The sequence below is a fragment of the Pseudomonas sp. P179 genome (assembly GCF_000478485.2).
GTDB classification, from domain to species: domain Bacteria; phylum Pseudomonadota; class Gammaproteobacteria; order Pseudomonadales; family Pseudomonadaceae; genus Pseudomonas; species Pseudomonas aeruginosa.
The window spans coordinates 2,285,062-2,299,421 of sequence record NZ_KI517354.1 but is presented as its reverse complement, the minus strand read 5'-3'; the positions used below and the strand labels follow the sequence as shown (position 1 = coordinate 2,299,421).

The 14,360-nt window shown below is 68.8% G+C and carries 14 protein-coding genes; 4 read left to right on the top strand and 10 right to left on the bottom strand.

The annotated features are described in order from the left end of the window. Positions 1-167: 167 nt before the first annotated feature. A complete protein-coding gene (locus HMPREF1224_RS23215; protein WP_010793438.1) occupies positions 168-1,412 on the bottom strand; it encodes a cyclic di-GMP phosphodiesterase in 1,245 nt (414 codons plus the stop codon). Between the two features lie 323 nt (positions 1,413-1,735). Here HMPREF1224_RS23215 and HMPREF1224_RS23210 point away from each other — a divergent pair, with 323 nt between their 5' ends. From HMPREF1224_RS23210 to HMPREF1224_RS23200, 3 genes are all read left to right on the top strand, one after another. Further along, on the top strand, positions 1,736-2,218 hold the full coding sequence (locus HMPREF1224_RS23210) for an HvfA family oxazolone/thioamide-modified RiPP metallophore (RefSeq protein WP_010793437.1): 483 nt from the start codon (positions 1,736-1,738) through the stop codon (positions 2,216-2,218). 74 nt (positions 2,219-2,292) lie between these two features. Further along, positions 2,293-3,123, top strand: a complete 831-nt coding sequence (locus HMPREF1224_RS23205; protein WP_010793436.1) for an HvfB family MNIO-type RiPP peptide maturase — start codon at positions 2,293-2,295, stop codon at positions 3,121-3,123. Beyond that, positions 3,116-3,871, top strand: a complete 756-nt coding sequence (locus HMPREF1224_RS23200; protein WP_003118207.1) for an HvfC family RiPP maturation protein — start codon at positions 3,116-3,118, stop codon at positions 3,869-3,871. Before HMPREF1224_RS23205 ends, HMPREF1224_RS23200 begins: the two co-directional genes overlap by 8 nt. A 252-nt stretch (positions 3,872-4,123) precedes the next feature. Here HMPREF1224_RS23200 and HMPREF1224_RS23195 read toward each other — a convergent pair whose 3' ends face one another. From HMPREF1224_RS23195 to bfmR, 4 genes are all read right to left on the bottom strand, one after another. Next, the gene (locus HMPREF1224_RS23195) at positions 4,124-4,633 is read right to left on the bottom strand and encodes an HvfX family Cu-binding RiPP maturation protein (RefSeq protein WP_003113020.1); all 510 of its coding nucleotides are present in this window, start codon (positions 4,631-4,633) and stop codon (positions 4,124-4,126) included. 31 nt (positions 4,634-4,664) lie between these two features. Continuing rightward, entirely contained in the window at positions 4,665-5,294 is a 630-nt protein-coding gene (locus HMPREF1224_RS23190; RefSeq protein ID WP_003113021.1) for a ferric reductase-like transmembrane domain-containing protein, read from the bottom strand. 129 nt (positions 5,295-5,423) lie between these two features. Further along, positions 5,424-6,728: a sensor histidine kinase gene (locus HMPREF1224_RS23185; protein ID WP_003113022.1), complete on the bottom strand. Its 1,305-nt coding sequence runs from the start codon at positions 6,726-6,728 to the stop codon at positions 5,424-5,426. Beyond that, on the bottom strand, positions 6,725-7,465 hold the full coding sequence (gene bfmR / locus HMPREF1224_RS23180) for a two-component system response regulator BfmR (protein ID WP_003113023.1): 741 nt from the start codon (positions 7,463-7,465) through the stop codon (positions 6,725-6,727). Before bfmR ends, HMPREF1224_RS23185 begins: the two co-directional genes overlap by 4 nt. A 356-nt stretch (positions 7,466-7,821) precedes the next feature. Between bfmR and HMPREF1224_RS23175 the strand changes: the two genes are divergently transcribed. Beyond that, a complete protein-coding gene (locus HMPREF1224_RS23175) occupies positions 7,822-8,082 on the top strand; it encodes a DUF2790 domain-containing protein (RefSeq protein ID WP_003113024.1) in 261 nt (86 codons plus the stop codon). On the opposite strand, the gene HMPREF1224_RS23170 is transcribed toward HMPREF1224_RS23175, so the two are convergent. From HMPREF1224_RS23170 to HMPREF1224_RS23150, 5 genes are all read right to left on the bottom strand, one after another. Then, positions 8,083-9,762: a GMC family oxidoreductase gene (locus HMPREF1224_RS23170; RefSeq protein ID WP_031628421.1), complete on the bottom strand. Its 1,680-nt coding sequence runs from the start codon at positions 9,760-9,762 to the stop codon at positions 8,083-8,085. Between the two features lie 154 nt (positions 9,763-9,916). Beyond that, positions 9,917-11,221 carry a carbohydrate porin gene (locus HMPREF1224_RS23165; protein WP_003093407.1) on the bottom strand — a complete coding sequence of 435 codons (1,305 nt, stop codon included), beginning with the start codon at positions 11,219-11,221 and terminating at the stop codon, positions 9,917-9,919. 84 nt (positions 11,222-11,305) lie between these two features. Then, positions 11,306-12,031 carry an SDR family NAD(P)-dependent oxidoreductase gene (locus tag HMPREF1224_RS23160; protein WP_003093405.1) on the bottom strand — a complete coding sequence of 242 codons (726 nt, stop codon included), beginning with the start codon at positions 12,029-12,031 and terminating at the stop codon, positions 11,306-11,308. A gap of 14 nt (positions 12,032-12,045) precedes the next feature. After that, positions 12,046-13,104, bottom strand: coding sequence for a 2,3-butanediol dehydrogenase (locus tag HMPREF1224_RS23155; protein WP_003118211.1), 1,059 nt, complete (start codon positions 13,102-13,104; stop codon positions 12,046-12,048). Next, entirely contained in the window at positions 13,101-14,360 is a 1,260-nt protein-coding gene (locus tag HMPREF1224_RS23150) for an MFS transporter (protein WP_003113027.1), read from the bottom strand. Before HMPREF1224_RS23150 ends, HMPREF1224_RS23155 begins: the two co-directional genes overlap by 4 nt.

The window sequence follows — 14,360 nt, the reverse complement described above, 5'->3', positions numbered from 1 at the left end:
AGCGGACTCATATGGCCTCTTGAAAACTGTCGGTGGATTGCCAGCAGTATCGACGATGGTGCGCTTAAAGCAATGCGGAGCAGGCGGAGATTGTGGCGAAACGGCGGATAACGCTTCGCGTTATGCGCCCTACGGGAGCGGTGCCCGGCGTTGCCGGCGGAAGGCGTCTACGGCTTTCCGGTTCCCGCGTCGAAATACGATCCGCCGTTGCTCGGCAGTCCCGTCCACATCTCGTCGAGATTGCGGAAGTTCCAGGCCTCCGCCGGCTCGAAGCCGACGATTCGGTCGGTCTGTCCGGCCCTACCCAGGTCTATCACCTGCTGCGGGATCGGCACCTTCGAGCGGGCCGAGAAGAATACCTTGACCCGTGGCGTCAGCAGCGAGCGGCCGTGTTGCTCGAGGACCACGCCGAGGCGCCCGCTTTCCAGCCTGACCAGCGCGCCGACCGGGTAGATGCCCACCGCCTTGACGAAGGCGCGGAACACCTGCGGGTCGAAGTGCCCGTTCCATTCGGCCATGCGCCGGATCGCCTCGGCGGCGTTCCAGCCCTTCTTGTAGGGACGGTCGGAGGTGATCGCGTCGTAGACGTCGCACACCGTGCCCATCCGCGCCAGCAGGCTGATCTGCTCCTGCGCCAGGCCGAAGGGGTAGCCGGTGCCGTCGATGCGCTCGTGATGGTGCAGGCAGACATCCACCACCAGGGCGCTGACCTGGCGGCAATCGAGCAGCATCCGCGCGCCGTTCTGCGGATGCCGGCGGACCAGGCCGAATTCCTGCTCGGTGAGCTTGCCGGGCTTGTTCAGGATCGGATCGGGTACCGCCATCTTGCCGATGTCGTGCAGCAGCCCGGCCAGCCCCGCCTCGTGTACCAGCGGGTCGGACAGTTCGAGCTGGCGGGCGAGGGCGATCATCAGCGCGCAGACCGCCACCGAATGCATGTAGGTGTATTCATCCGAGGTCTTCAGCCGTACCAGGCTGACCAGCGCGTTGGGATGGCGCAGCACCGAGGCGGAGATTTCGTCCACCAGGTCCGATGCATGCGCGGTGTCGATGGCCTGGCCCATGCGCGCGTCGTGGAACATGCTGACCACGGCGGCCTTGGCGCGGCCGCAGAGCAGGGCGGCGTGGCGGATTTCCTCCTCCAGGGCGACCCGCGCCGGCGAAGGGTCGGCCGGCATGGTGACCGGCAGGACCGCAGCGGCCGAGACCGCCGCTTCCTCCGGGAGGTCGAGGCCCTTGACGGCGTCGATCCAGACCTCCTTCACGGCGCTTTCGCGCAGGCGCTGCAGGTCGGACTGGTTGTCGAGCAGGAAGCCGCCCTTTTTCCAGAACGGGTGGTCCAGCCACGAGCCGCAAAGGCTCTGGACGAACATACCGAGGCGAAGCTGGGTTACCGGAATGCGTTTCAGCACGATGGGCTCGACCTCGAGACTGGGCCAGGTGGCTGTCTCCTAACGGTAGCCGAGATGGGCCGGCGGGAGTGAGAGATGCCCGGCACTTCGTCGGCATGCCCGCGCTCGATTGCGTATCGCTTTGTATCCATGCGCGGTTTCGATACCTCCGGCGTACAAATCCACGTGTCGGGCGATACACCCCCGATACATCTCCCAGGCGAAATGGCCACATCCGAACCGCGGCGCCCGGGACGACCCCAGAAGGTCCCGCCGCCCGGTTCGTACCGGCGCCCACCAGCGCCGCGCCTGCGGCCCGGCCGCGTTTACTGTGGAGAAGAAGCATGTCCGTTTTCGATTCGCGTCAAAAGACTTCCGCCAGCCTGCTCGGTGCCGTACTGGTGGGGGGAATGCTGCTCGGCGGTTCGGCGTTCGCCGTCGAGCCGTTGGGGCAGGGGCTGCAACTGGCGGCGGCGAGCGCCGGCGAAGGCAAGTGCGGAGAAGGCAAGTGCGGCAGCGGCGGCTCCGCGAAGACCTCGGCCAAGGCCGGCGCCGAGGGCAAGTGCGGGGAGGGCAAGTGCGGGGAGGGCAAGTGCGGCGACGCCTCCTTTGCCCGCACCGACACCGATCACGACGGCAAGGTCTCGCGCGCCGAGTTCCTCGCGGTGGCCAAGGACCGCGCCGGTGAGTTCGACAGCATCGATAGCGACCATGACGGCGTCATTTCCGAAGCCGAGGCCTACGAACACCTGCGCAAGACCTACGAGGCCAACGGCAAGCCGATGCCCGCCGGGCTGTTCAGCAAGCTGGAGCAAGGCCGGCACTGAGCCTTTCCACACCCTGGCGGCGCCCTCTCTTTCCCCTGGGAAAGCGGGGGCGTCGCCGTTTCCGGAGCTATCCCATGACCCTGATCGACAACGCCGCCGGCCTCGGCCTGAGGCGCGGCCTGCTTCCGCAACTGCTGGCGATGGCGCCCGGCGCGGTGGACTTCCTCGAATGCGCGCCGGACAACTGGATCGGCGTCGGCGGTGCCTTCGGTGCCGACCTGGAGCGCCTGCTGGAGCGCTTTCCACTGACCTGCCACGGTCTCTCGCTGTCCCTCGGCGGCTCCACACCGCTGGATGCCGCCTTCATCGAGCAGACCCGACGCTTTCTCGTCCGCCACCGGGTCGCGTTGTACAGCGAGCACCTCAGTTACTGTTCCGACGATGGCCATCTCTATGATCTGTTGCCGCTGCCGTTCACCGAGGCCGCGGTGCGTCACGTCGCGGCGCGCATCCGCGAGGCGCAGGAACGCCTGGAGCGGCGCATCGCGGTGGAGAACATTTCCTACTATGCAGCGCCGTACCGGGAGATGAGCGAGATCGAGTTCGTCAACGCGGTACTCGACGAGGCCGACTGCGACCTGTTGCTGGACGTCAACAACCTGTTCGTCAACGCCTGCAACCACGGCTACGACGCCCTCGACTTCCTCGCCCGGCTGCCGCCCGGGCGGGTCGCCGCCTACCATGTGGCGGGGCACTACGACGAGGCGCCGGACCTGAAGATCGACACCCATGGTGCCGCCGTGAAGCCCGGCGTCTGGGCCTTGCTCGGAGCCGCCTATCGTCGCTTCGGCGTGCGCCCGACCCTGCTCGAGCGGGACTTCAACTATCCGCCGCTGGGCGAACTGCTGCTGGAAGTGGAGCAGATCCGCCAATGGCAACGCGACGAGGGACGCCGTCATGGATGAGCGCCTGCGCCAACAGCAGTTCAGCCTCGCCCGGCACCTGCGCGACCCGCTTGGCAATGCGCCGCCGCCGGACATCGAAGAGCGTCGCCTGCGGGTCTACCGCGAGCTGTTCTACAACGCCATCGAAGGCCTCCTTGCCAGCGGCTTCCCGCGCTTGCGCGGGCTGCTTGGCGAGCAGCAGTGGCATGGCCTGGTGCGCGAGTTCTATCGCGAGGAGAGAAGCCATACCCCCCTGTTCACCCGTATCGCCGGGGTCTTCGTCGACTACCTGCGGCAGCGGGGCGAGTATCGGCCGGCGTGGCAAGCCGAGTTGGCCCACTTCGAATGGAGCGAAACGCGCCTCTACCTGGCCGAGCCCGACGATCCGCCGTATCGGCGTGAAGGCGACCTGCTCGACGGGGTGCCGCTGCTGTCGAGCCTGGCGCTGCCGCTGGGCTATCGCTGGCCGGTGCATCGGCTCGAAGAGGACGTCGCGCTCGCCGAAGCGCCTGCGGAACCGACCCTGCTGTTGATGCACCGCGATTCCTCGCATCGCGTGCATACCGCGCGCCTGACTCCGCTGGCCTACCGCCTGCTGGAGTCGCTGGCGAGACGGCGCCTGAGCGGGCGCGAGCACCTGGCGGCGCTGGCGCTCGAGGCGCGGAGTGCGCCCGGAGCGCTCGACGCGGCGGGGCTGGAGTTGCTGGCAGCGTTGCGGACCCAGGGTGTCGTGCTCGGAACCCTGGAACGCGATTGGGCGGGCGGATGACGACGCAGCCCTTGTGGAGTCGATGCATCGGCGGATAGCGCCTTTGGCGCTATCCGCCCTACGTGGTGGGTGGGACGGTCTTGGTGTAGGGCGGATAACCGCTTGCGGTTATCCGCCGGGGTGGGTCCGGTGTATCGGCGAATAGCGCCGTTGGCGCTATTCGCCCTACGCGGTGGGTGGGATGGTTCTGGCTTGCTGTGAAAAACCCCGGAGGCGATCGCGTTCCGGGGTTTTTCCGTGGCTGGCCGAATCCTAGCGGGACAGGCCCAGGCGCCGTCCGAGCCAGTGGTCCAGGCTCAGCTTCCCCGCTCCCGCCAACAGCAGCGGCAGCAGCGCCGCCAGGTAGATCGCCGGGAGCTTGAAATTGCCGAAGCCGTGGTCGGTGATCGAGTAGCCGCGGGCCAGTTCCGCCAGGCTCGACCACTCCGCCGGCCAGTGTACGGCGGCGGTCGCCACCAGGGTGACGACGATCAGCACCAGGGCGGTCAGGCGGGTACCGAGGCCGAGCAGGAGGAACAGCGCGCCGAGCAGTTCGGCCCACAGCGACAGTTCCCAGTTGAAGGCGGCGGGCAGGCGGTCGAAGGGAAAGGGGAAAGCCGACTGGATATCGCCGAACCAGTTCTCGCCGTTCCACTTTTCCCAACCGGACTCGAAGAACTCCCAGGCCAGGAACAGTCGCAGGGACAGGTCGGCGCTCCAGCCGCCGCAGCGGTCGAGCAGGGCGAAGGGGCGGCGCCAGGCGCGCAGGTCGGATGCTTGCATGATCGATGTCTCGTTGAGGGCGGTGGATGGGTCAGGCCGGCTGTACGTCGCGACGACGCAAGCGCACGGCGAGCTTGGCGGTGAGCTTGAGGACGATGGCGGAGAAGATCGTGGCGAACGCCAGTACGTACCAGCCGCCCATGGGGATGCGTTTGAAGAACGACAGGCAGAAGATGCCCGCCAGCACCCAGGTGCCGGTCGAGTGCAGGGCTTTCCAGGCGCGTGGGCCGAGCAGTCGGGCCGGGGTGCGGAAGGAGGTGAGGGTGAGCAGCAGGATGAACAGGTAGCCGATCGAGCCGGGGATGTTCGCCGCGACCGAGCGGCCGCTCCAGAATGTCTCGGGGAACAGCTTCCAGTAGGCCAGGATCAGCAAGGCGTGTACTGCGTGGGAGAAGGCGAAGGCCAGGCCCAGGTAGCGCCTTTCACGGAGCAGCGCGCGGGTCCCCGGGCCGGGCACCAGGGTCGCCAGCGAGGACGCGAGGAAAGCGGCGAGGAACAGCGCGAAGGAACTGCGCGCGGTGGCGCGGATGGCGCTGCGCAGGCCCTCCACCGGTTGCGCCTGGAGAGCCAGGACGAGGGCGGTCATGCACAGCACGGCGACGGCGAGGACGGCGAACAGTCGCCAGCCGTGCCAGGCGGATTGAGAGGTTGGGACGGTCATGGTGGGGCTCCTGGTTGCCGGGAGCGGCTCGGCGATGTGCCGCCGCTTCCCGTGGCCAGGAGTGTTGCAAGCGGGTTTATCCGCAGTGTGTCCGCCGAGGGCGGTTATGTATCGCTCTGTACAGGCGCCTCAGGGGTCCAGCTCGATGCGCGCGCAAAGCCCGCCGCCGGCGCGGTTGGCCAGGGTCAGGCGGCCGCCGAGGGCCAGGCTCAGCTGCTGCGCGATGGCCAGGCCGAGGCCGGTGCCGCCGGTGTCGCGATTGCGCGAGTTTTCCACCCGGTAGAAGGGCTTGAGCACCTCGTCGAGTTCCTCGGCGGGAATCCCCGGGCCATTGTCCAGCACCTGGATTCGCGTGCCGCCATCGGTACGGCGTTCCACTTCCAGGCGCGCGGCGCCGGCGAACTTCAGCGCATTGTCGACCAGGTTCACCAGCACTCGGCGCAGGGCGTGCGGACGGGTGTCGATCACCGCGCCGGTACGGCCGTCGAGTTGTACCTGCTTGCCGCTGTCCTGGTAGTCGAAGACCAGGCTGTCGAGGAAGGCGTCGAGGTCCACCCGGCAACTGGTTTCGGTGCTGCCGTGCATGCTGCGGGCATAGGCCACGCCTTCGCGGACCAGGTGCTGCATCTCTTCGAGATCGTTCCACAGCTTGTCCCTGTCGCTGGAGGCGTCCATGAACTCGACGCGCAGCTTCATCCGCGTGATCGGCGTCTGCAGGTCGTGGGAAATCGCCGCGAGCAACTGCATGCGCTCCTTGAGGTAGTCGGCGATGCGCGCCTGCATGGCATTGAAGGCCGCCGCCGCATGCGCCACTTCGCGTGGGCCGGTTTCCGCGAGAGGCTGTGCCGGACGATTCGGATCGAGATGTTCCACGGCCTTCACCAGCCGGGTCAGCGGGCCGATGGCGGTGCGCACCGCGAGGCCGGTGCAGAGCAGCAGCAGGAGCAACTGCACCAGCAGTACCAGCGGCAGCCAGCCGGACAGCGGCACCGGGGCCGGCGTGACGTCGATGGTCAGCGGGCTGCCGTCGCGCAGGCGCAGGAGGACCTGGAAGTGCGGACGGCTGTCGGCCACCGTGCGCAGGGTCAGCGGGTATTGACCGTCGAGGGCGCGTTCGATGGAGTGCGCGGCAACCGGCGCGTCGGCCAGCGCCAGCGGCTGGCCGGGCTCGCCGGCGTCGAGGCGATAGCGGTAGGTGCGTCGTTCCAGGCGCGGCAGCCAGGCCTCGCGCTCGGCGGGCGTCAGGCGGTCGAGCATGGCTACCGAGATCGCCACGTCCTGTTCGAGGCTGTCGAGCATCATGTGCTTCGCGGTCTGGTAGCGCTCGTAGAACTGCGAGGCGAAGGACAGCCCGTAGGCCAGCACCAGCCCGGCGAAGAGGATCAGCGCCAGGCGCGCGGCGAGGCTGCGCGGGCGCGGCACGGCGAGCTTCATGGATGGGCCTCGACCAGTCGCACCGGCAGCGAGAACACATAGCCCTCGCTGCGCACGGTCTTGATGTACTCCGGTTCGCGGGCGTCGTCGCCGAGGCGTTGGCGCAGGCGGCTGACCAGCAGGTCGATGGAACGGTCGAAGATGTCCGCCTCGCGGCCCTGGGTCAGGTTGAGCAACTGGTCGCGGCTGAGTACCCGTTGCGGATGATCGAGGAACACCCGCAGCAGGCGGTACTCGGCGCCGCTGAGGGCGACCACGGTGCCGGCGTCGTCGAGCAGGTGGCGGGCGCTGGTGTCCAGTTGCCACTGGCCGAAGCCGATCAGCCGGCTGCTCTCGCTCACGGTGAGGTTCGGCGGCAGCATCCGCGTACGCCGCAGCACGGCGTTGATCCGGGCAAGCAGTTCGCGGGCGGAGAAGGGCTTGGTCAGGTAGTCGTCGGCGCCCATCTCCAGGCCGATGATGCGGTCGGTCTCGTCGTTGCGCGCGGTGAGCATCAGCACCGGCGTGGCCTTGTGCTTGCCGACGCGCAGCTCGCGGCAGAGCAGCAGGCCGTCGTCGCCGGGCATCATGATGTCGAGGACGATCAGGTCCACCGTGTTGGCTTCGAGGAACGCGCGCATCTGCCGGCCATCGGCGACGATGGTGGTGCGCAGGCCGTTCTTCTTCAGGTAGTTGCCTACCAGCTCGCGAATCTCGCGGTCATCGTCGACGATCAGGATGTGATCGACATGCTCCATTGCCTGGCTCCCGTGGCGGTTGGTGTGCTTGCAAGCAGTGTATCCGCGCCCGCGGCGCTTGCCTGCCGGGGTTTGTATTGCACTGTATCCGGAGCCGGGGCGAATACCGGGGCGTGCAAAAAAGCCCGGTTGTCGCTGTCGCGAACGGGGGAGACGACGGATGGCGCCGGGCGCGATTCGTCCGGCGGGAGCGGGGCGGCGAATGTACGGCCATGTATCGGCCGGCAGCGGCGATACAGCGGCTGACGAATCGGGCATTCCAGCGACACATCCGGGACAACTCCGCGGCCTGGAATAGGCCTCGACGAAGGCATGTCGCCTTCCACCGACGCGGTCCTGCCGCCAGGAGATCCCCCATGACTCGCACCCTGCTCGCCACCACCCTGCTCGCCGCGCTTGCGCTTCCCGCGTTCGCCGCCCAGGCCGCCGCACCGGTACCGACCGAAAGCTACCGCTACGGCATGCCGCTGGATGTGCACAAGGTGGTGGCGACCCAGGAACAGGCGTCGACCACCTGCGAGATCGTCGATGCACGGATGGACTACCTAGACTCCGCCGGCAAGCTGCATTCGCTGGCCTACCGCAAGTACGCCAGCGCCTGCAGCCAGGGCGGCTAGTCAGGCGCCGGCCAGAGCCTGCACGGCCGGTTGTCGCGCGGGCGGTGCATGGGGCGCCGGCTTGCCGAGGATCAGGTCGGCGGCCTTCTCGCCGATCATGATCGCCGGGGCGTTGGTATTGCCGGTGATCAGCGTCGGCATGATCGACGCATCGGCCACCCGCAGGCCTTGCAGGCCGTGCACGCGCAACTGGTCGTCGACCACCGCGAGCTGGTCGTGGCCCATCTTGCAGGTGCCCACCGGATGGAACACGGTGCCCAGGTTGGCGCGGATCCAGGCCTCGATCTGGCCGCGGCTGGAAACCTGCGGGCCCGGTACCAGCTCGCCCTTGAGGTGACGGGCGAAGCTGCGGCTGGCGGCCAGTTTGCGGACCAGTTGGAAACCCCGGACCAGGGTATCGAGGTCGGCAGGGTGGCTGAGGAAGTTGGCTTCGATCAGCGGCCGGTCGTGCGGGTCCGGCGAGTTCAGGCGGACCCGCCCGCGGCTCTGCGGGTGCATCACCGCGATGTGCAGGCTGACCCCGTGGCCGAAGGGGACGAGGCGCTGCGGCTGGTTCTTCAGCGCGGGGGCGACGATCAGACCCAGCTCCGGGGTCTCTGCCTGCGGGTCGAGGCGGAGGAAGCCACCGGACTCGACGGTGTTCGAGGTCAGCGCCCCGCGCCGGCCGAACAGGTACTGCCAGGGCGAGCGCAGCAGCGGCAGCCAGCCCTTCGGCGAGAAGCCCAGGCCGTAGCCGAGCTTGGCCTCGGTGCGGTACATCAGCACGATGTCCTGGTGGTCCTGCAGGTTCTCGCCGACCCCAGGCAACTCATGGCGCTGGACGATGCCGTGGCGCGCCAGTTCCGCCGCCGGGCCGATGCCGGAGAGCAACAGGAGCTGCGGCGAGTTGATCGAGCCGGCGCTGAGGATCACTTCGCGGCGTGCCTGCAATTGCACGACCTCGCCAGCCTGGCTGATCTCCACGCCGGTGGCGCGGGTACCTTCCAGCAGCACGCGCAGGGTCAGCGCCGAGCTGAGCACGGTGAGGTTGGGCCGCGCCAGGGCCGGGTGCAGGAAGGCGCGCGCCGCGCTACAGCGTTCGCCGTTGACCTGGGTGACGTGGAACGGGCCGATGCCTTCCTGGCGCTCACCGTTGAAGTCGGCGTTGTACGGCCAGCCCATTTCCTCGGCGGCCTGGAAGAACACCTGGTTGATCGGGCCCGGGCTGCGCTGCGCGGCGACGTTCAATTCGCCGCCGCGCCCGTGCCAGGGCGATTCGCCCGGCTCGAAATGTTCCGAGCGGCGAAAGTAGGGCAGCAGCTCGTCGTAGCTCCAGCCACGGTTGCCGAGGGATGCCCAGCGGTCGTAGTCGTGGCGGTCGCCGCGGATGTAGATCATCCCGTTGATCGCGCTGGAGCCGCCCCAGACCTTGCCGCGCGGGCAGGCGATCGGCTGGTTGGCGGTGCCGGGCTGGGCGGCGAAGCGATGCATCCAGTTCCACTTCGGGTTGGCGATCAGGCGGATGATCCCGGCCGGCGTGCGGATGTAGGCGGCGGGGAGCGGCGTGCGGTCGCTGGGGCCGGCCTCGACCAGGCAGACCGAGACGGCGGGATCGGCGGAAAGACGGTTGGCCAGGACGCAACCGGCGGAGCCGGCGCCGACCACGATGTAGTCGAACGAACGGCGGGCAGTGGAAGTCATGTCGGCACCTTTCTGGGTGTGCTGCCGGGCCTCGCCCGGCGTTCTTTTTCGCCCCGCGCCCATGGGCGCGACGCTACTCCATTGGACGGGGAAGCGCGCCCGGCCGCTTGTCCCAGCCTGCCGGCGGGGTTGACCGAGGCTGCCAGGCGGCGCGCTAAAGCCCCAGCAGCGAGCCCATGTCGACCATCAGTTGCAGGCCGACGACGAAACCGTCTCCGCTCAGTTCGCGAGCGCCGGGGTTGTAGTAGTTGTCCGGGTTGAAGATGTACTGCACCGACGGCTCCAGCGCGATGTGCGGGGTCAGTGCGATGTGCGCATTGGTTTCCAGGGCGTACACGTCGCGCTGGCCGAGTTTCGCATCGCCGCCAGCGGCGATCCGCGCCTGGCGCTGGAACTCCAGCTGGTGATCGTTCAGGCGCAGGTAGCTGGCCTTGAGGTTGAGCTTGTCCCGCGTGCGGTCGAAGGGCGCATGGTAGGTCAGGCCCAGCTCGGCGAAATGACGGAACGGCTGCTTGTCGTCGGCCGAGACCGACAGCGAGCCGAACAGCCCCAGCGCCCTCGGCGAATCGAGGCGGCCGCCGTCGGCGCGCCAGAACAGCTGCTGGAACTTGAAGAAGCCGCCGGCGCTGCCGTGGTCGCTGGCGCCGGTGAGCGGGTCGACCTGGTTGGCGGTGTTCAGGTAGGCGTTGAGTTCATAGTGCGAGCGGTAGGGATCGAGGCTTTCCTCGCGCTTGTCGCCGATCCCCAGCAGCAGGCTGGTGCCGCTGGCGTCGTCGGTGCCGAAATCGAGGCCATGGCGCTTCTTCAGGTAATCCACCGGGTTGGACTCGAAGGCCCCGGCGTGCAGGTACAGGGTCGGGGTCGCCCGGTACTTCAGGTAGCCGCCCCAGGCGCCGTAGGGCGGCGGCAGGATGCCGGTGGAGGCGTCGATGATCGGGTCGTTGCAGGTGACCACGGTCTCGCAGTTGTAGATCAGGAAATAGCGCCGCGCATTGGTCCGTCCGAGATGGCTGTCGAGGCGTCCGCCCAGCCACTGCTGCTGCCAGGTGAGCAGGCTCAGCTGGTTGGCGCCGATGTCGTTGTGCAGCGGCGCGCCGCCGAAGTAGCTGCCCACCGCGCCCTGCCAGCTCGGCCCGGTGGGCTGACCGGTGCCGCGGTCGAGGATGAACAGGGTTTCCTCGATGTGCAGCGAGGCGCCGTCCAGGCCGGCGAGGGTGGCGAGGTCGAGGTCGGCGCCGAGGAACAGGTCGCCGCTGTTGCCGAAGCTGTGCTGGCGCGGGCCGGTGTCGAGGTTCTTCAGCGACAGGCTCCAGAACTGCGCGTGGGTCTTCACGCCGTGGCGCTGGAGTCGTTCGCCGAACCCGGCCAGCGGGCCGCTGCGGCTGTCTTCGGCGGCCTGCGCGGAGAGACCGAGGAAACCGGCGCAGAGCAGCGCCGGCAAGGTGCGGAGGGTTTTCATGGCAAGGCACTCGTCTTGTTGTTGTTCTGTCGTGCGAATCGCTGTCCGCCCCAAGCGGACAGGTGCATCCGGAGCGAAGGCGGCTCAGGCGCAGAGATAGCCGCCGTCCACCGCCAGCACGGCGCCGGTGACGAAGCTGGCGCCGGGACCGCAGAGGAAGGCCGCGGCGCTGGCCACCTCGGGCGCCTCGCCCCAGCGCGCCAGCGGCGTGCGCTGCATGATCCGGCGGGTGGCCTCGACGTCGGCCTTGAGCCCGGCGCCCAGCGGCGTGTCGATCCAGCCGGGGGCGATGGCGTTGACCCGGATGCGCTCGGCGGCATACTCGCAGGCCAGGGAACGGGTGAGCTGGACGATGGCGCCCTTGCTGGCGCTGTAGGCCGGGCGGTCGGCGGAACCGAAGGTGCTGTACATCGAGGCGATGTTGAGGATGCTGCCGCCGCGCTGCGCCAGCAGCGGCCGGGCCAGTTGGCTGGCGAGCATGGCGGCGCTCAGGTTGAGGCGCAGCACCCGTTCGAAGGTAGCCAGGTCGTATTCCTCGCGGTCGCGGCTGATGCCGGCGTTGTTCACCAGCACATCCAGGCGCGGCAGCGCTTCGAACAGCCGTTGCAGGCGCTGGCTGTCGGTGATGTCCAGTTCTTCCCGGCGAATCCGCGGATGACGCGGTGCGTGCACGCCGTCGGCGTCCAGGCCGAGGGCGACGACTTCGGCGCCGAGTTCGGCGAACTGCATGGCGATGGCCGCGCCGATGCCGGAGCTGCCGCCAGTGACCAGCACCTGCTGGCCGGCGTAGATATCGTGTTGGAAAACCATCGGCGATCGTTCCTTCAGGCGTCGGCCAGGGCCGGGTTGGGATTGACCAGCACCTTGACCTGCGACTTGTCGCGCAGCAGGGCCTCGAAACCGTGCTCGACGGCCTGCTCCAGGGGCACGCTGCGGGTCACTGCGCGGGCCAGGTCGAGGCGGCCGTCGGCGAGCAGGGCGATCAGCTCCGGGTAGGCGTCGCGGTAGCCGACGCTGCCGAGCAGGCGCAGTTCGCGGTTGACCAGGTCGAAGGCGTCCAGCCGGACCTCGCCCATCAGGCTCACCAGCACCAGCTCGCCACCCTTGCGCAGGCTGGCCAGGGCGGCGTCGAGGCTGGCCTGGCTGCCGGCGGCCTCGAAGGCGCAGTCGAGCGCGCCGCCCTCGCGCAGGCGCGCCGCCGTGTCGCCGTCGCGGGCGTCGAGCGCCCGGCTGGCGCCGAACTCCCCGGCCAGGGCGAGGCGCTCGGGACTGACGTCGATCGCGACGATGTCCTCGATTCCGCGCAGGCGGGCGAGCATCACCAGCAGCAGGCCGATCGGGCCGAGCCCGAACACCGCGCAGCGCTGGCCCGGCGCCAGGCTGCTGCGGCGCAGCGCGTGCAGGGCCACGGCGGCCGGTTCGAGCACGGCGGCCTGGCGGAAGCCCACCGCGTCCGGCAGGCGGTGCAGCATGTAGGCCGGCACCCGCGCGCGCTCGGCGAAGCCGCCGTCGCCCATCAGGCCGATGAAGCCCATCGACTCGCAGAGGTTGTAGCGGCCTTCCCGGCAGTAGCGGCATTCGCCGCAGCGGTATTCCGGCTCCACCGCGACGCGGTCGCCGATGCGCAGTCCCTCCACGCCAGGGCCGAGCGCGGCGACCACGCCGCAGAACTCATGGCCGAGGGTCAGCGGCGCGCGGCAACCGGACAGCGGGTGCGCCTCGGCCTGGGGAATCGAGTGCGGGCCGCTCTGGTATTCGTGCAGGTCGCTGCCGCAGATGCCGCAGTAGGCGACTTCCAGTTCGACTTCGCCGGGCCGCGGCGCCTGGCGTTCCAGTTCGCTCAGGCGGAGGTCGCGGGCGGCGTGCCAGCGCAGTGCTTTCATGGTTGGTTTCCTTGCAGGACGGAGGTAGGCGCGCTGCGCTGGCGCGCCAGCACGGCGGGCGCGGTTTCGCGCAGGAACAGCGAGAGGAACGCGGCGAGCAGGGCGCCGCCGCAGGACATCCACATGACGATGGACAGGCCGAAGCGGTCGGCGGCGAAGCCGGCCACGGTCGGCGCGAGGAAACCGCCGACCAGTTCGCCGAGGCCCATGATCAGGCCGAGGGCGGTGGCGATGACGCCGCGCGAGACGGTCTCCGCCGGGATGGTCGCCATGAACAGGGTGAAGCAGCCGAGCCCGGTGTAGGTCAGCAGCAACAGCAGGCCGAGGCTGGTCGCGTTCGGCGCATAGAGCAGCGCCAGCGGGCAACACGCGGCGAGCAGGGAGAACGCCACCAGGGTCGGTCGACGGCCGATGCGATCGGATATCGCCGGTACGGCGAAGCCCCAGACCACCCAGGCGACGCCCAGGCAGCTCATCAGCCTGCCCATGGTCGCCGGGCTGAAGCCGCGGGCGTTGACCAGGAAGGTCGGGGTAAAGGAAATCAGCACGATGAACCAGGTGACGAATACGCAACTGATCAGGGTGCAGAGCAGGATGTTGCGGCTCTTCAGCAGTGCCAGGCGCTTGCCTTTCGCTTCTTCTGCGCGCGGCGCCGGGCGCTGCGCGCGGGGCGGGTCGGGACGCACATGGCGCCAGATCAACCAGGCGATCAGCAGACCCGGCAGCAACGAGACGATGAAGGCGTGACGCCAGCCGAGGGCTTCGGCCAGGGCCACCAGCAGCGGCGGGCCGATCACCGCGCCGAGCAGGCCGGCCGCCGAGCCCTGTAGCAGACCCATGTTGAGGCCGCGGCGATGCGGCGAGGAGGCCTCGACCATCAGCGATTGCGAGAGCGGCAGGATCGGCCCCTCGGCCAGGCCCATGATGCCGCGGAACAGCAGCAGGCTGAGGAAGCCGCCGACCAGCCCGGACAGCGCCGAGCACAGCGAGAACAGGATCACCGCCACGATCAGCAGCGGCTTGCGCTGCCCGCGGCGGTCGGACCAGGCGCCGACCAGCGCGCCGGATACCGCCCAGGCCAGGGCCAGCACCGAGGAGAGCATGCCCAGGTGGCTGTTGCTCAGTTGCAGCTCCTGTTCCATGAAGGGAAACAGGAAGGACAGCGCCAGGCGGTCGAAGAAGACGAAGCCGAAGGTCAGGAACAGCACGCAGAGCAGGACGTTTTCGTAACTGGCGGAATTGTTGTTATGCGCCAT